The 16,211-nt window shown below is 69.9% G+C and carries 18 protein-coding genes; 11 read left to right on the forward strand and 7 right to left on the reverse strand.

What is annotated here, in order from left to right; translation table 11 throughout:
• Nucleotides 1-15 precede the first annotated feature (15 nt).
• From ACFPLC_RS12430 to ACFPLC_RS12440, 3 genes are all read left to right on the forward strand, one after another.
• On the forward strand, nucleotides 16-849 hold the full coding sequence (locus ACFPLC_RS12430) for an alpha/beta fold hydrolase (protein WP_378190479.1): 834 nt from the start codon (nucleotides 16-18) through the stop codon (nucleotides 847-849).
• A gap of 86 nt (nucleotides 850-935) precedes the next feature.
• Entirely contained in the window at nucleotides 936-1,499 is a 564-nt protein-coding gene (gene idi / locus ACFPLC_RS12435) for an isopentenyl-diphosphate Delta-isomerase (protein ID WP_378190481.1), read from the forward strand.
• Between the two features lie 120 nt (nucleotides 1,500-1,619).
• Nucleotides 1,620-2,294, forward strand: a complete 675-nt coding sequence (locus tag ACFPLC_RS12440) for a GGDEF domain-containing protein (RefSeq protein WP_378190906.1) — start codon at nucleotides 1,620-1,622, stop codon at nucleotides 2,292-2,294.
• A gap of 155 nt (nucleotides 2,295-2,449) precedes the next feature.
• On the opposite strand, the gene ACFPLC_RS12445 is transcribed toward ACFPLC_RS12440, so the two are convergent.
• Complete coding sequence (locus ACFPLC_RS12445) at nucleotides 2,450-3,613, reverse strand: hypothetical protein (RefSeq protein ID WP_378235819.1); 1,164 nt, start codon at nucleotides 3,611-3,613, stop codon at nucleotides 2,450-2,452.
• A gap of 177 nt (nucleotides 3,614-3,790) precedes the next feature.
• Between ACFPLC_RS12445 and ACFPLC_RS12450 the strand changes: the two genes are divergently transcribed.
• Nucleotides 3,791-5,212 (forward strand): LCP family protein, encoded by a 1,422-nt coding sequence (locus ACFPLC_RS12450; protein ID WP_378190483.1) that lies wholly within the window; start codon nucleotides 3,791-3,793, stop codon nucleotides 5,210-5,212.
• 83 nt (nucleotides 5,213-5,295) lie between these two features.
• The gene (phoU, locus tag ACFPLC_RS12455; RefSeq protein ID WP_191315235.1) at nucleotides 5,296-5,961 is read left to right on the forward strand and encodes a phosphate signaling complex protein PhoU; all 666 of its coding nucleotides are present in this window, start codon (nucleotides 5,296-5,298) and stop codon (nucleotides 5,959-5,961) included.
• 63 nt (nucleotides 5,962-6,024) lie between these two features.
• On the opposite strand, the gene pstB is transcribed toward phoU, so the two are convergent.
• The 6 genes from pstB to ACFPLC_RS12485 all read right to left on the reverse strand — a co-directional run bounded on the left by pstB (nucleotide 6,025) and on the right by ACFPLC_RS12485 (nucleotide 11,932).
• Nucleotides 6,025-6,801 carry a phosphate ABC transporter ATP-binding protein PstB gene (pstB, locus tag ACFPLC_RS12460; protein WP_125308653.1) on the reverse strand — a complete coding sequence of 259 codons (777 nt, stop codon included), beginning with the start codon at nucleotides 6,799-6,801 and terminating at the stop codon, nucleotides 6,025-6,027.
• A 10-nt stretch (nucleotides 6,802-6,811) separates the two neighbouring features.
• On the reverse strand, nucleotides 6,812-7,732 hold the full coding sequence (pstA, locus tag ACFPLC_RS12465; RefSeq protein ID WP_378190486.1) for a phosphate ABC transporter permease PstA: 921 nt from the start codon (nucleotides 7,730-7,732) through the stop codon (nucleotides 6,812-6,814).
• A 2-nt stretch (nucleotides 7,733-7,734) separates the two neighbouring features.
• A complete protein-coding gene (pstC, locus tag ACFPLC_RS12470) occupies nucleotides 7,735-8,658 on the reverse strand; it encodes a phosphate ABC transporter permease subunit PstC (protein WP_191315313.1) in 924 nt (307 codons plus the stop codon).
• A gap of 197 nt (nucleotides 8,659-8,855) precedes the next feature.
• On the reverse strand, nucleotides 8,856-9,986 hold the full coding sequence (gene pstS / locus ACFPLC_RS12475; protein WP_378190908.1) for a phosphate ABC transporter substrate-binding protein PstS: 1,131 nt from the start codon (nucleotides 9,984-9,986) through the stop codon (nucleotides 8,856-8,858).
• 228 nt (nucleotides 9,987-10,214) lie between these two features.
• Nucleotides 10,215-11,114, reverse strand: a complete 900-nt coding sequence (gene mshD, locus ACFPLC_RS12480) for a mycothiol synthase (protein ID WP_378190488.1) — start codon at nucleotides 11,112-11,114, stop codon at nucleotides 10,215-10,217.
• A 68-nt stretch (nucleotides 11,115-11,182) separates the two neighbouring features.
• On the reverse strand, nucleotides 11,183-11,932 hold the full coding sequence (locus tag ACFPLC_RS12485; RefSeq protein WP_191315239.1) for a winged helix-turn-helix transcriptional regulator: 750 nt from the start codon (nucleotides 11,930-11,932) through the stop codon (nucleotides 11,183-11,185).
• A 152-nt stretch (nucleotides 11,933-12,084) separates the two neighbouring features.
• On the opposite strand from ACFPLC_RS12485, the gene ACFPLC_RS12490 reads away from it, so the two are divergent.
• The 6 genes from ACFPLC_RS12490 to ACFPLC_RS12515 all read left to right on the forward strand — a co-directional run bounded on the left by ACFPLC_RS12490 (nucleotide 12,085) and on the right by ACFPLC_RS12515 (nucleotide 16,208).
• Nucleotides 12,085-12,984 carry an LmeA family phospholipid-binding protein gene (locus tag ACFPLC_RS12490; RefSeq protein ID WP_378190490.1) on the forward strand — a complete coding sequence of 300 codons (900 nt, stop codon included), beginning with the start codon at nucleotides 12,085-12,087 and terminating at the stop codon, nucleotides 12,982-12,984.
• Between the two features lie 11 nt (nucleotides 12,985-12,995).
• Nucleotides 12,996-13,424, forward strand: a complete 429-nt coding sequence (locus ACFPLC_RS12495) for a TlpA family protein disulfide reductase (RefSeq protein WP_378190492.1) — start codon at nucleotides 12,996-12,998, stop codon at nucleotides 13,422-13,424.
• A 265-nt stretch (nucleotides 13,425-13,689) separates the two neighbouring features.
• A complete protein-coding gene (locus tag ACFPLC_RS12500) occupies nucleotides 13,690-14,121 on the forward strand; it encodes a DUF4395 domain-containing protein (protein WP_378190494.1) in 432 nt (143 codons plus the stop codon).
• Nucleotides 14,122-14,153: 32 nt separating this feature from the next.
• Nucleotides 14,154-14,990 (forward strand): sulfurtransferase, encoded by an 837-nt coding sequence (locus tag ACFPLC_RS12505; RefSeq protein ID WP_378190496.1) that lies wholly within the window; start codon nucleotides 14,154-14,156, stop codon nucleotides 14,988-14,990.
• Complete coding sequence (locus tag ACFPLC_RS12510; protein WP_191315244.1) at nucleotides 14,990-15,301, forward strand: DUF1416 domain-containing protein; 312 nt, start codon at nucleotides 14,990-14,992, stop codon at nucleotides 15,299-15,301. The genes ACFPLC_RS12505 and ACFPLC_RS12510 overlap by 1 nt, the downstream gene beginning before the upstream one ends.
• A gap of 292 nt (nucleotides 15,302-15,593) precedes the next feature.
• Complete coding sequence (locus tag ACFPLC_RS12515) at nucleotides 15,594-16,208, forward strand: heme-binding beta-barrel domain-containing protein (protein WP_378190498.1); 615 nt, start codon at nucleotides 15,594-15,596, stop codon at nucleotides 16,206-16,208.
• The last annotated feature ends 3 nt before the right edge of the window (nucleotides 16,209-16,211 follow it).

The raw sequence follows: 16,211 nt of genomic DNA on the forward strand, positions 1-16,211 counted from the left end.
AGTAGATTCGCCTGCGTGATCGACCACATCAGCATTCCCACCGAGGCCGGCTCCTTCGACGCCATCGCCGCCGGGCCCGAGGACGGGCGGCCCGTGCTGCTGCTGCACGGCTTCCCCGAAGCCGCGATCGAGTGGGAGCACCAGGTCGCCACCCTCGGGGTGCTCGGCTTCCGGGCTGTCGCGCCGGATCAGCGGGGTTACTCGCCGGACGTGCGGCCCGAGCAGGCGAGCGACTACTCCATCGATCACCTCGTCGGGGACGTCGTCGCGATCACCGAAGCGCTGGGGTGGCCCCAGTTCGACCTCGTCGGACACGACTGGGGTGGCGCCGTGGCCTGGTGGACCGCCGACGCGCACCCGGAACGGCTGCGAAGCCTCGCCGTCGTCTCCACCCCGCACCCCGCCGCGCTCGCCGACGCCATGAAGACCGACGAGGACCAGCACCTGCGGACCCGGTACATGACGGAGTGGCGGCAGACCCGCGTTACCGAACGGCGGATGCTGGAAAACGACGGCCGCGCGCTGCGGGACATGTTCGAGCGGCGCGTGTCGCCGTCGAAGGTCGACGACTACGTGCAGCGGCTGTCCGAGCCGGGCGCGCTCACCGCCGCCCTCAACTGGTACCGGGCCGGGCGGCCGGGCGGGAAGATCGGCAAGATCGCCGTGCCGACGCTGTACGTCTGGAGCACCGAGGACGTCTCCTTCGGCTCCACCGCCGCGCTCGACACCGCCAACTGGGTCACCGGGCCCTACCGGTTCGAGATGCTCGAAGACGTCACGCACTGGGCGCCCGAGGAAGCTCCGGAAGCCGTCACCACGCTGCTCGTGGAGCACCTCCACGCGCGGTGACGGCCCGTCACCCCGCCGGGCGGACTGCGGGTAACCCACCCGCCTCGCGGTACGGCGCGCCACGGCCCGTCGTGTTCACTGGGCACGTGGATACCGCGACCGAACCCGAGACCGAGCAGGTCGTCTTCGTCACCGAAGACGGCGTGCCCACCGGTGAGACCGGCCCGAAGCTGGCCAGCCACCACGAGCACACCCGGTTGCACCTGGCCTTCTCGTGCTACGTCCTGCGGCGCAGCGACAACGCCCTGCTGATCACCCAGCGCGCCCTCCACAAGAAGGTCTGGCCGGGGGTCTGGACCAACAGCGTCTGCGGCCACCCCGCACCCGGCGAATCCCTCGAGGACGCCGTCCTGCGCCGCGCGGACTACGAGCTCGGCTTGCCGTCGCTGTCCGGGTTGCACTGCGTGCTGCCGAAGTACCGGTACCGGACGCCGCCGTTCCAGGGGATCGTCGAGAACGAGTTCTGCCCGGTGTTCGCCGCGTGGGCCGACGACGAGCCCGCGCCGAACCCGGAGGAGGTCGGCGACTGGCGCTGGATCCCCTGGCCCGACTACGCAGAGTTGCTGAACGATGCGACAGCTAATGTGAGTTACTGGGCGAAGGACCAGTATGCCCAGCTCAAGGGCATCGAACCCTTCTCCGGGCTCTGAACCGAAGACTTCGGAGCGTAGCTGCAGCAGTCCCGTTTGAGCGAAATTCATCTTCGTCCGCACCGGTACCTCAAGGGCAACCGCCCCCACGACGACAACCATGGGGTGGTGGAGGTGGGGATGGTCGCCGAGGGCGAGGGCACGCCGGGCCGGACAGCCGGCCCGCGGCCGCCGGACCTGCTTCGCCTGCACGAGGCCATCGCCGACCTCTTCGCCACCCAAGGCGACTGGCGGCGCGCCTACCAGCACCTGCGGTCCGCGCTGGACATCGCCCGCGACGGCAATCTCCGTGACGCGCTGACGTCGAGTTACAACCGCCGCTATCTCGACGAGCGGCTGTACGGACCGTTCACCGATGGTCCGCCACTGGCGCTCGCGCTGATCGATCTCGACCGCTTCAAGAGCGTCAACGACACGTACGGTCACCTCGTCGGCGACCGCGTCCTGCGCCGGGTCGCCGATCTACTGCAGGAGAACCTTCCGCCGGGCGGCTTCTGCGCGCGCTACGGCGGCGAGGAGTTCGTGCTGTGGCTGCCCGGGATCGACGCCCGGCGCGCGGTGCACGTCGTCGAGGACGCCCGGGTGCGCGTGGCCCGTCATCCCTGGTCAGAGCTGCAGCCGGGGCTGCGGGTGACCATCAGCGCCAGCCTGGCGCACGAGTCCGGGACACCGCCGTCGCCGGAGCGCCAGCTGCGCAGCGCGGACGTCCTGCTTTATGCGGCAAAACGCGCGGGCCGCAACAAAGTCGCCTATCGCGACGCGCAAACGGCACAGTTAATGACCCACTCTGAGTAACGCAAAGCCCGCATTACTCCGCCCGCCGACAAGGGGCATCACCCGTTTGTCGACGCACACCGGCCGTTCGTCGACTCAAGGTGAAGAAAATTCCGGGAGGGTGTCGTCACGAACGGGGGGTATCCGTACGATAACGAAAACCTCGGCGGGAACGATCACCTCCTGCGGGGGAAGACGGCCAAGTCGAAGCCACCCCCTTCGAACGCGCGAAAGGAGACCGAGTGCCGGACGAGCTCGACAGCCCGGGAACCGGTCGCCGCCTCGACGGTCCCGCGCGGCCCCGGCCCGGACGGCGCCGGTCGATGGAGGACCAGGGCGGGATCAGCGTTTCGGACGTCGTCGCCAAGACCACCGGTGCCCGTCCGTTGCCGCCCCGCGAGCAGCAGGACCGCTCCGACCAGCCGGGACGCCGGGTCCCGCCGGCTTCGCAGCCGCGTGGCCCGATGTCGGCGCAGACCCCTGCGGACAACCCAGTACCCACGGACGCCACTCGTCAATCGCGCCCGCCCCGTCCCCGTCAGCCGCGCCGCACGACGGCCGCGGCCCCGCTGCCGGAGGCGCCGCTCCAGCGCCGCCCGCCGGCGGCGAACCCGGGCCCGCAGCAGACCTCGGCCGCCCCCCAGCCGCCCCGCCGCCCGCGCCGCCCGGCCGCCGAGCCGGCCGAAGGAGCTCGCCGCGCCCCGCAGCGACCGACGCCCGACAGCCCGGCACCCCGCCGAGCGGCCGATCGCCGCCCCGCGGTGGATGGCCCGGCGCCCCGACGCACGGGTGAGGCAGCCGTGCCCCCGCGGGCCACGCCGGACAGCCCGGCACCCCGGCGCGCCGGGGAGGGTCCTGCCGGCCGCCGGGCCGCTGACGGTCCGGCACCCCGCCGTGCCGCGGCCCCGGCCGAGGCAGCCGGTTCGGAGCCCCGCCGCGCCAGCGATGGCCCCGCAGGCCGCCGAGCCACGGCTCCGGGCGACGCCGCTGTGCGCGCGACACCGGACAGCCCAGCACCCCGCCGCACCGGCGATGGCCCCGCTGGCCGCCGGGCCGCGGCTCCGGCTGAGGCAGCCGGTTCGGAGGTCCGCCGCGCCGCCGACGCGGGCCGCCGCCCCGTCGGCGACGGACCCGCTGGCCGCCGAGCCGCGGCTCCGGCCGAGCGCGCCACACCGGACGGTCCGGGACCTCGCCGCACTTCCGAAGCAGCCGCAGGCCGCCGAGCCGCCGCTCCGGCCGAGGCTGCCGTACGCGCGACACCGGACAGCCCAGCACCCCGCCGCACCGGCGATGGCCCCGCTGGCCGCCGCCCCGCGGGCCCGGCCGAGACGGCCGTGCACGCCACACCCGACAGCCCCGCCCCCCGCCGCACCGCCGAAGCAGCCGCAGCGCGTCGCGCCGGGGCTCCAGCCGAGGCAGCCGGGCCCCAGCGCTCCACCGGCGAGGCTCCCGCAGGCCGCCGAGCCCCGGCCGAACCGGCGACCCCGCGCGCCGCCGCTGGTTCAGATGGTCCAGCCGTGCCTCCACGGGCCGCTCTTGATCCGCTGACCATGACCGACGAGATGGAAGCGATCGACGAGGCGACCCAGTACCGCCGCAAGATCGACCACACCCTCGCCCGGTTCTCCGCCGCCCACGACGAGATGGAAGCCGAAGAAGCGAAGCGGCGGGAACGCCGTGAACGGCTCTCGCCCGCCTCCATCATCGAGAGCACCCGGACCGCCCTGCAGCGCGTTGTCACCACCGGGCCCTCTGCCGAAGAAGAGGCCGCGCAGCAGGCCGAAGAGAGCCGGCTGCAGGCGAAGAAGCGGCGGACGGCGCTGGCCGGGCGGATCGCCGCCGCCGTGGTGGCCGGGCTCGTCTTCCTCGGGATCGGGGGCGCCTGGGGCGCCCAGACCTACTTCGACGCCAAGTTCACCCAGGTCTCCGCGCTCGACGAGAACTCCGCCGACATCCAGGACGCCGACGCGCAGGCCAACGACGAGAACTTCCTGATGGTCGGGTCCGACACCCGCGACGGCGCCACCGCCGAGGAAGGCGTCGGCACCGCCGACAGCACGCCGGGCGCCCGGAGCGACACCGTGATGGTCGCGCACATCCCGGCCGACCGGAAGCGCGTCGTGGTCACGTCGTTCCCGCGCGACCTCGAGGTCAACCGCCCGGACTGCCAGAAGTGGGACCCGGCGCAGAACAAGACCACCGACGAGATCTACAAGGGCGCGAAGTTCGCCAAGCTCAACACCGCCTACGCGGTTGGCGGCCCCGCGTGCGTCACCAAGGTGATCCAGCAGATCACCGGGCTGCGGATCAACCACTTCGTCGGCATCGACTTCAACGGCTTCAAGGAGATGGTCGACGCGGTGCACGGCGTCACCATCAACAACGAGATCCCGATCGACGACAGCATCCTCGGCAAGGTGCTGCTGCAGACCGGCGAGGTGACGATCTCCGGCGACCAGGCGCTGAACTTCGTCCGCGCCCGGCACGTCAAGGGCGACCCGACGTCCGACTACGGCCGGATCAAGCGGCAGCAGGAGTTCATCGGCGCGCTGCTGAAGAAGGTCATGTCCTCGGACGTCGTGCTCGACCCCGGCAAGCTCAGCGACTTCATCAACGCCTTCGCGAAGGCCACCTTCGGCGACAACCTCGGCGTCAAGCAGATGATGACGCTGGCGCAGTCGATGAAGGGCCTGGACCCGTCGAAGATCACGTTCCTCACCGTCCCCACGGTGGGCATGGCCAACAACCGCGGCAACGAGGTCCTCGTCGTCAGCAAGACGAAGGCCCTGTTCGACGCGCTGCGCAACAACACCCCGCTGCCCGACGCGAACGCGCCGGTCCCGGTGAGCGAGCAGGCCCCGCCGACCAGCACGTCGAAGGCGAAGCCCGGCGGCAGCTCCAAGTCGACGACCACCCGGAAGAGCACCTCCACGGGCTGATCCGCGAGGATCGTTAGTCCGGGTTCACGTGCGGTTCACCCGGCGATGCGGTATTTGGCCACGGTTGGCCGTAGGGTTGGGCCATGCGTGAGGCTTACCATGTCGAACTCGAACAGCTCGCCGACCACCTGGCCGCGATGTCGGTCCAGGTCGCCGAAGCGATGGAGCGCGCCACGCGGGCACTGCTGGAGGCCGATCTGAGCCTCGCCGAGCAGGTCATCAGCGACGACGCCAAGGTCGACGACGCCCGCGCCCAGTGCGAGGAGCAGGCGTACGCCCTGCTGGCCCTGCAGGCCCCGGTGGCGACCGACCTGCGCACGGTGCTCGCCGCGATCCACGCCGCGGAAAGCCTGGAGCGGATGGGCGACCTGGCGCTGCATGTGGCGAAGGCCGCGCGGCGCCGTCACCCCGAGCCGGTGCTGCCGGACGCGGTGCGGCCGTACTTCGCTGAGATGGGCGAAGTCGCGGTCAAGCTGGCCCGCCAGACCGAGCAGGTCATCAAGACGAAGGACGTCGAAGCGGCGAAGACGCTGGAGTCCGACGACGACCAGGTGGACGACATCCACCGCCACCTGTTCACGGTGATCATGGACCGCGAGTGGCCGCACGGCGTGGCCGCGGCGGTCGACGTGACGCTGCTGGGCCGCTTCTACGAGCGCTACGCCGACCACGCCGTCTCGGTCGCGAAGCGGATGATCTTCGTGGTCACCGGGAAGATGCCGGGCTACGGTTCCGGCGAAGACCTCTGAGCCACACCGACGAAGAAAGCCCCCGGCCGCGCGGCCGGGGGCTTTCTTCGTTCCACTGTGGACTCAGCCGAACCGGCCGGAGATGTAGTCCTCCGTGGCTTTTTCGTCCGGGTTGGAGAAGATCTTCTCCGTGTCGTTCAGCTCCACCAGCCGGCCCGGCTGGCCGACGCCGGCGAGGTTGAAGAACGCCGTCTGGTCGGAAACCCGGGCCGCCTGCTGCATGTTGTGCGTGACGATGACGATCGTGTAGTCCTTCTTCAGCTCACCGATCAGGTCCTCGATCGCCAGCGTGGAAATCGGGTCCAGGGCCGAGCACGGCTCGTCCATCAGCAGCACGTCCGGCTGGACCGCGATCGCGCGGGCGATGCACAGCCGCTGTTGCTGACCGCCCGAGAGCCCGCCGCCCGGCTTGTTGAGGCGGTCCTTGACCTCGTTCCACAGGTTCGCGCCGCGCAGGGCGCGCTCGGCGATGTCGTCGAGGGTCTTCTTCCCCTTGGTACCGCCCAGCTTCAGGCCCGCGACGACGTTGTCCTTGATGGACATCGTCGGGAACGGGTTGGGACGCTGGAACACCATGCCGATCGTGCGGCGCACCTGGACCGGGTCGACCGACGACGCGTAGATGTCCTCGCCGTCGAGCAGCACCTGGCCGTCCACGCGGGCGCCGGGGATCACTTCGTGCATGCGGTTGAGCGTGCGCAGCACCGTCGACTTGCCACAGCCCGACGGGCCGATGAAGGCGGTGACGTTGCGCGGCGGCACCGACAGGGTGACGCCGTCCACGGCGTGGAACTTGCCGTAGTAGATGTCCACGTCCTTGACGTCGATTCGCTTGGCCATCAGGAACAGCTCACTTCTTCTTCGGGGCGACGAGGCGCGCGAACACGGTGGCGAGGAGGTTGATCAGCGCGATGATGAGCACCAGGGTCAGTGCCGCGCCCCAGATCCGGTCGAAGCCGACCGAGCCCGGGTCCATCGGGTTGCTGACGCGCTCGTTGTTCATCAGCAGCGGCAGCGCGGCCTGCTCGCCGTGGAAGATGTCCCAGTTCGTGTAGGCCGAATAGCCGACGAGGACCAGCAGCGGCGCGGTTTCGCCCATCACGCGGGCCAGCGCCATCATGACGCCGCCGACGATGCCGGACAGCGCGGTCGGGAGCACGATCTTCATGATCGTCTTCCACTTCGGCACACCCAGCGCGTACGACGCCTCCCGCAGGTCGTCCGGGACGATCCGCAGCATCTCCTCGGACGAGCGGACGACCACCGGAATCATCAGCAGCACCAGGGCGAGCGAGACGGCGAACCCGCTGCGGGGCAGGCCGAGCGTGGTGATCCACAGCGCGTAGATGAACAGCGCGGCCACGATCGACGGGACACCGGAAAGGATGTCCACCATGAACGTGGTCGCCTTGGCCAGCCTGCCGTTGCGGCCGTACTCGACGAGGTAGATCGCCACCAGCATGCCGATCGGCACGGCGATGACCGCGCACACCAGCCCCTGCAGCAGGGTGCCGATGATGGCGTGCACCACGCCGCCGCCGACCTCGTCCGACAGGACGTCTCCGAAGTCGTCGGACCACCAGTTGCTGTACGGGATGCGCTTGATGCCGTACGCGATCACCGTGTACAGCACCCACACCAGCGGGACGACGGCGATCACGAACGACAGCCAGACCAGCGTGGTCGCCAGCCCGTTCTTGACCTTGCGGCCCAGACTGACCTGCTGGAACGCCGGAGTCGATGCGGGAGCTTCGAGCGTGGAGGTGGACATGCTCAGTCCCCCTTCTTGTCGCCGATGATGGACCGCGCGAAGAAGTTGACGACGAAGGTGAGCACGAACAGCACCAGGCCGGCCGCGATGTACGCGCCGGCCGAGACCTCGTTGTTGAACTCGCTGTAGTTCGCCGCGATCTTCGACGCGAACGTGGCGCCGCCGTCGAAGAGGCTCCAGTCGAAGTTCTTGCCCTGCGGGATGAGCAGGATGACGGCCAGCGCGATCGTCTCGCCCAGCGCGCGGCCGAGGCCGAGCATGGACGCGCCGACGTAGCCGGCCTTGCCGAACGGCAGCACCGTGGTGCGGATGACCTCCCAGCGCGTGGCGCCGAGGGCGAGCGCGCCTTCGATGTGCGGGGTCGGCGTCCGCTCGAACACCTCGCGGGAGAGCGACGTGATGATCGGCAGGATCATCACGGCCAGCACGATGCCGGCGGTGAAGATGGTGCCGCGCACGCTCGGCGCGACGTTGCCGGGCGCCAGGATCGGGAACCACGAGAACGTCTCGTTGATCCACTGCGCGAACGGCTCGATCGCCGGGGCGAACACCAGGATGCCCCAGAGGCCGAAGATGATCGACGGCACCGCGGCGAGCAGGTCGATGACGTAGGCGAACGGGCGCGCCAGGCGCGGCGGCGCGTACTGGGTCAGGAACAGCGCGATGCCCAGCGAGATCGGCATCGCGATGATCAGGGCCACCACCGACGTCGCCACGGTGACCTCGAGCAGGTCGAGGATGCCGAACGACATGTTCGCCGGGTCGCTGGTCGACCAGCCGTGGTTGGTCAGGAAGTTGACCTTGTCGGCCTTCAGCGCCGGGATCGCCTGGATCAGCAGGAAGAGCCCGATCAGGCCGATCAGGGCGACGACGAAGATCCCGGCCCCGGTGGTCAGGTTCTGGAAGATGCGGTCACCGGGCCGCACCTTCTTCGGTTTGTCGCTCGCGGGCGGCTGCGGCGCCGCCGGGGAGCCTGGCTGTTCCGAAATCGGGACCTCCGGGGGCGTCGTGACGGACGACGAACGCCCACCGGGGTCGCCGGTGGGCGTTCGCGTCGAGGATGACTCGCTCATCAGGGCTTCTGACCAGCCTCTATCACTCGGATGTCAGTCGCAACGCCGGGTCAGGAGATGGCCTTGACGGCGGCCAGCACCTTGGTCTGCAGCGACTGCGGGATCGGCACGTAGCCCTTGGCGGACAGCGGCTTCTGCCCGTCGGTGGCGGCCACCGTCAGGAACGCCTTGACGGCTTTCGCGACGTCCGGGTTCGCGTACTTCGAGCAGACGATCTCGTAGGTGGTCAGCAGCAGCGGGTAGGCACCCGGGGTGTTGCTGGCGTAGATGCCGTTGAGGTCGAGCGCGAGGTCGTTCGAGCCCTCCTTGAGGAACTTGGCCGCGTCCAGGGACTTCGCCACGTTCTCCGAGGTGAGCTCGACGCCGCCGGAGCCGCTGTCGATCAGGGCCGGGGTCAGGCCGTCCTTGGCGAACGCGCCCTCGACGTAGGTGATGCCGCCGTCGGACGCCTTCACCGCGGTCGCGACGCCGTTGGAGCCCTGCGCACCGTTGCCGACGCCACCGTTGAACTTCTTGCCGGCACCCTTGGTCCAGTCCGCCTTCGCGGCCGCGCCCAGGTACTTCTGGAAGTTGTCGGTGGTGCCGGACTCGTCGGCACGGGACACGACCTGGATCGGCTTGTCCGGCAGGTTCAGGCTCTCGTTGCCCTTGACCGCCTTGATGGCCGGGTCGTTCCACTTGGTGATGGCGCCGCTGAAGATCTTGGCGGTCACCGACGGGGTCAGCACCAGCTTGTCCACGCCGTCCAGCTTGTATGCGACCGCGATCGGGCCGACGACCAGCGGGATGTTCCAGGCGTCACTGGCGCAGCGGGCCTTGGCGGCCTCGGCGTCGGCGTCCTTGATCGGCGAGTCGGAGCCGCCGAAGTCGATCTGGTTGGCGGTGAACTGCTTGACGCCCGCGCCGGAACCGCTCGGGTTGTAGTTGACCTGCTGGCCCGAGCACTTCTTGCCGTACTGCTGCGTGAAGATGTCGATCGCGTTCTTCTGCGCCGACGAACCTTCCGCGGACAGCGGGCTCTTGCCACCGCACTGGACGTCGGCCGTCTCGGTCGCGGCGGGGGCAGCAGCGGAGCTCGAGCCGCTGCTGTTGGACGCCGCGGGGTCGGTGCCACAGGCGGCGAGCACGAGAGCGGCGCTCGCCACGATGCCGACCGCGCTCAGGGGCCGCATGATCTTCACTGCTGTTTCCTCCATCAGGAGCTTCGCCGGTTCGGCCGCGGCGGTGGTCGCCGTGCCGGAACCGGACATTAGGCAGCGCTGATGGACGGTCGGCCGTGAACAAATGAACGGAAAGTGAACAGACCCCCGGATGTGAGCAGTGCTACTAGCCCGAGAGGCCGCCGTGTCCGGGCTGTGACCTGCGCGTTTGCCGTCAGTGACGAGGTGCTCGCGCCGCGTCGACCGTGGTCACCGACCGTACTGGACGTCGGTTTCGTGACGACTGAACCCGAGCTTGGTGTAGACCGCCAGCGCCGGTGCGTTGTCGCCTTCGACGTACAGGATGATCTGCCGCAGCCCGCGGCCGGCGAGGTACCGCAGCCCGGCGAGGGTGAGCGCCCGCCCGAGCCCGCCGCCCTGCGCGGCCGGGTCGACGCCGACGACGTAGACCTCGCCGACGCGCTCGCCACCGAACCGGCCCGGCGTGGGTTCGTGCACCTTCGTCCAGTGGAACCCGATGACCTCGCCGTTCTCTTCCGCCAGGAAGAACCCGTCGGCGTCGAACCAGGAACGTGCTTCGTCGGCGCGGATGTCGTCGGCGGTCAGGGCGCCCTGCTCGGGGTGCCAGTCGAAGGCCCGCGCGTTGACCCGGACGACGGCGTCCTCGTCTCGGCCCGGCACGAACGTCCGCAGCGAGACGCCGTCGCGCACTATCGGCTCCGGCCAGTCCGCGCCTTCGACGTCGACGTGCAGGATCAGCAGCTCGCGCTTGCGCTCCAGGCCCGTCTTCACGGCCAGCTTCTGCGCGGCGGGGTGGTCGCCGTGCGCCCAGACGCGGAAGCCGACCGCGGCCCGCTCGTCGACCGCCTGGAGCAGCTTCGCGCCGTAGCCACGGTCACGGTGGGCGGGGTGCACGAACAGCTCGGCGACCTGGTGCCCGAAGGAGTCACCCGTGGTGTCGAGGTGCGCGTAGCCGACGACTTCACCCTCGACGCAGGCGACGAGGTGCTCCCCGCCGTCGAACTCGCCGGGTAGCGCGCCTTCGGGTTCGACCTCGGGCCGCCCGTCCGCCTCGCGCACGGCCAGCAGCAGCCCGCGCACGTCCGCCAGCTGCTTCTCGTCCAGTTCCTGCCGCCACTCTCCGGTCACCCCTGCGACCGTACCCGGGGAAGAGGCAACGCGACGGTTGTCGCCGCGTCCAGGTGAAGGTGGGGACGTCAGTGGGTGAGTTCGGCAGGCTCGGCTGGCGCTTCCGCCTGCGCGGGCACGCCCGGCCGCGGGCCGCCGCTCTTGGCGGGCCGCTCGAACTTGTAGCCGACGTTGCGCACGGTGCCGATCATCTGCTCGTGCTCGGGGCCGAGCTTGGCGCGCAGCCGCCGGACGTGCACGTCGACCGTGCGGGTGCCCCCGAAGAAGTCGTAGCCCCAGACCTCCTGCAGCAGCTGGGCGCGGGTGAACACCCGGCCCGCGTGCTGCGCGAGGTACTTGAGCAGCTCGAACTCCTTGTAGGTGAGCTCGAGGGTGCGCTTGCGCAGGCGCGCGGTGTAGGTCGCCTCGTCGATCACCAGCTCGCCGACCCGCAGCTCGGCGTCGACCTGCGCGGAACCGCCGTCGCGGGTGGTCACCAGCCGCAGCCGGGCGTCGACCTCGGCCGGGCCGGCGGTCGGGAGCAGGATGTCGTCGGTGCGCCACTCGGCGCTCACGGCGACGAGGCCGCCTTCGCCGACGACCGCGATGATCGGGGTGGCCGCCTCGTCCTCGCCGGTGCCCTTGAGCAGGCGGCAGAGGCTCTTCGCCGAGGCCAGGTCGCTGCGGGCGTCGAGGAGGATGACGTCACGGTGGCCCGCGTCGAGCAGGGCCGTCACCTCGGGAGCGCGGACGCGTACGGTGTGCGGCAGCAGGTCCAGCGCGGGCAGCACCGAGGTGGCGTCGGCCTCCGCAGTCAGTACCAGAAGGTCCAGGCTCATCAGCCGCACCGCCTTCTCGAGTCGTCGCCGCACAGCGGCGTTGGTCGGTGCTAAGTGAGAATAGCGGCTGAACGGCCGGGCACCTAACCCTTGCTGGATCGATCACACCTGGAGGAATCCGGGTGTCCCCGACGAACAGGAGTACGGACGCGATGGTGAGCAGGCCCGTGACCCGGGACGACCGACCCGCACCGAGGCCCGACGCACGACGCCGCGGACGCCGTGCCCGGCGCTGGGTGATCGCACTGGTCGTCCTGGTTCTTCTGCTGGTCGGCGCCGATTTCGGGGCCGCCGCCTTCGCCGAGCACATGATTTCCCAGAAGGCCCGGACGCAGCTGCAGCTGAACGACGACCCGTCGGTGACGATCCACGGCTTCCCGTTCCTCACCCAGGCGCTGGGCGGTGACTACCGTCACATCAGCGTGTCCGCCGCGGGCCTCCCCGTCGCCGGCAAGCTGCAGGACGTCGCGGTGAACGCCGAACTCGAGGACGTCACCGCGCCGCTGGCGGACATCACGAACGGCAACACGAAGGCGATCACCATCGGCAAGCTGACCGGCGCGGTCACCATCAAGGCCGCCGACCTGGCGCGCTTGTCCCCGCTGGACAAGATCAAGGACCTGCGGATCGAGCCGTCGACCACCGAGTACGTCCAGAACGGCGACAGCGGGCAGAGCGAGCCGGCGCCGACCACGACGAAGACCACCGAGGGCCAGCCGGACCAGGACGAGTCGAGCACCGGTGTCCGCATTTCGGGACACCTTCAGTTCGCGGGCAAGGATCTGGAAATCTTCTGCTTCGCGATGATCGAGGCCGATGCCGCGAAGGGCACGATCAACTTCCTCCCCAAGCGGCTGCAGTTCGGGAATGACCAGGAGACCACGGTCGTTCCCCAGGCGGTGCAGAAGGCGCTGATGCCGAACTTCAACGCGTCGATCAGCACGAAGGACCTGCCGCTGTCGGTGACCCCGACCGGCGTGCGGGTGCAGAGCGGATCGGTGACGATCAAGGGCAAGGCCGCGAACGTGTCCTTCGCGGACCTGAGCAGGTAGGGAGCGGTGCGGTGACGGGGCTGTGGGTGCTCGTGGCGACGCTGGTGGCCGCCGCGGCCGTCGGTGCGCTGCTCAAGGCCCGCAACGGCCGGGTGCGGGCCGCCAAGCCCGCCGCCCGCGAGCTGCCCGCCCCCGTCACCGACGTGCTCGACCCGGCGTCCGCGGTGACGCTGGTCCAGATCTCCACCACCTTCTGCGCGCCCTGCCAGCACGCGAAGGCGGTGCTCGCGCCGCTGGCCGAGCGCACCGACGGCCTGCACCACGTCGAGCTCGACGTGACGAACCAGCCGGAGGTCGCGCAGTCACTGGCCGTGCTGCGGACGCCGACCACGATCGCGCTGACCCCGGACGGCCGGGAGCTGCTGCGCGTCGGCGGCGTCCCCAAGGGCCCGGAACTGCTGGACGCCCTGCGGCCGCATCTCACGACTCGGACGTCTTGACCAGGATTCCTCCCGGATCCCGGGAATCGTCCCAAGGTATGAACGTGGTTCCCACCTTCAGAGAGCGCTGGGTACCCTCGCACCCGTGACCGGGCTGACCAGCTTCTTCTTGACGCAGCGGCGCGCAGTGGACCTCTGCCGCGTCCGCAGCAGCCTGTGTCGCGTTCAGTCCGACCGGCACTGAACTCCCGATCCGGTCCCCGCCAGCCCTGATGCCGCTGACGCGTGCCGTTCGCACGCACCCCTTGCTCCAGCTGGAGGCACCATGTCCGCCGGACCGGCCGTCGACCCGCGAGGCCCGCGGTTCGCCGCCATCCTGACCACGATCGTGCTCGCGGTCGTCCTGGTCACCGAGTGGTGGCCACTGCTGGCGATCCAGACCGTCGTCTTCGCCATCGGCGCGTTCATCGGGCTCAAACCGGCGCCGTACTCGCTGGTGTACCGCTATCTGATCGCCCCGCGCCTCGGTCCCACGACCGAGCGGGAGGACGCGGCGCCGCTGCGGTTCGCCCAGGCCGTCGGATTCGTGTTCGCCCTGGTCGGCACGATCGGCTTCGCCGCCGGGATCACCCCGCTCGGCATCGTCGCGACGGCGTTCGCGCTGTTCGCGGCCTTCCTCAACGCGGCCTTCAACTTCTGCTTGGGCTGCGAAATGTACTTGCTCATCAAACGCTTCAGCCCCGCCCGCGCGTCCTGATTGCAGTTCAACCAGAAAGAGAGTCCAAGTCCATGAGCCGTGAAGACGTCCTGGTCACCACCCAGTGGGCCGAGGAGAACCTGGACACCCCCGGCGTCGTGTTCGCCGAGGTCGACGAGGACACCACCGCCTACGACGCCGGCCACATCCGGGGCGCGGTGAAGTTCGACTGGCGGAACGACCTGCAGGACGGGGTGCGCCGCGACTTCGTCTCCAAGGAGGGCTTCGAGAAGCTTCTCTCGGAGAAGGGCATCTCCAACGACGACCTCGTGATCCTCTACGGCGGCAACAACAACTGGTTCGCCGCGTACGCGTACTGGTACTTCAAGCTGTACGGCCACGAGAAGGTCAAGCTGCTCGACGGCGGCCGCAAGAAGTGGGAGCTCGACGGCCGTGAGCTGAACTCCGACGAGGTCAAGCGCGACCGCACCGAGTACCAGGCCCAGGACCAGGACCTGTCGCTGCGCGCGTTCCGCGACGAGGTCGTCCAGTCGATCGGCTCGAAGAACTTCATCGACGTCCGCTCGCCCGACGAGTTCTCCGGCAAGCTGCTCGCCCCGGCGCACCTGCCGCAGGAGCAGTCCCAGGTCCCCGGCCACATCCCCGGCGCGCTGAACGTGCCGTGGGCGAAGGTCGCCAACGAGGACGGCACCTTCAAGACCGAGGAAGAGATCAAGGAGCTGTACAAGGACGAGGGCATCGACGAGGGCAAGGGCACCATCGCCTACTGCCGCATCGGCGAGCGCTCCTCGATCGCGTGGTTCGCGCTCCACGAGCTGCTGGGCTACCAGGACGTGAAGAACTACGACGGTTCATGGACGGAATACGGCTCGCTCGTCGGCGTGCCGGTCGAGTTGGGAGCCAAGTGATGGCGGTTGACGACAGCTGCGGCGCACCGGTCCAGGAGGCCACGCCGGCGGACTTCGACACGCGCGGGCAGGTCGTGCTCGCCGGCAAGGTGACCGGAGCGGACGGGCCGGTCGGCGGCGCGTTCGTCCGGCTGCTGGACGGCGGCGGCGACTTCACCGGCGAGGTGGTCTCCTCGGCCGACGGCGACTTCCGCTTCTACGCGGCGCCGGGCGAGTGGACCGTCCGCGCCCTGCACCGCTCCGGTAACGGCGAAGCCTCGGTCACCGCCGAGGGCCCCGGCCTGCACCAGCTGGCCATCTCCGTCGGCTGAGTCTTTTCCCGCGAAGGCCTTCCTGCTCCGGCAGGGAGGCCTTCGCCGCGTTCCGGGGCGGAACTTTCCCTATGAAAGCTCCGCCCGGGGCGGAGCTTTCATAGGGAAAGTGACCACCCGGGCGGTGACTGTGCTCACCGCGGCGACCCTGCGCAGGGCCGTCCCGGGCCGGGCGGACTATTCTGCGCGTGTGGAAGCCTTCTTTACGACTCTGCTGGTCCTCGCCGGCATCGCGATCACCTGGTTCGCCGTGTACGTCGTCTACCGGCTGTACGCGGACCAGCGCTGACCCATGACCGCCAGCGGCGACGAAGCCATCGTGGCAGCGGAGAAGCGCGCGGAGAGCACCCGCGACCGCAACCTCCCGCTGTGGGACGACCTGCCCATCCCCAACGACACGGCGAACCTGCGCGAGGGGCCGAACCTCAACGACGCCTGCCTCGCGCTGCTGCCGCTCGTCGGCGTCTGGCGCGGTCAGGGCGAGGTCGACTACCCGACCATCGACGGCCCGCGCAAGTTCGCGCAGCAGCTGACGATCTCCCACGACGGCCGCCCGTTCCTGATCCACGAGTCCCGGGCGTGGCTGCTGGACGATGAAGGCAACGTCATCCGCCCCGCCGCCCGCGAGTCCGGGTTCTGGCGGCCGCAGGCGGACGACACGATCGAGCTGCTGCTCACCCACAACACCGGCATCGTCGAGCTGTACTACGGCAAGCCGCGCAACCAGACGTCCTGGGAGCTCGGCACCGACGCGGTGATCCGCACGGCCACGGCCAAGGACGTCACCGCGGCCCAGCGCCTGTACGGCCTGATCGAAGGCTCCCTCGGCTACGTCGAGGAGCGGGCCATGGTGGGCCAAGAGATGCAGCCGCACACCTCGGCGCTGCTGCACCGCGTCGTCGGCTGACGC

It is taken from the genome of Amycolatopsis plumensis (genome assembly GCF_042652605.1).
GTDB classification, from domain to species: domain Bacteria; phylum Actinomycetota; class Actinomycetes; order Mycobacteriales; family Pseudonocardiaceae; genus Amycolatopsis; species Amycolatopsis plumensis.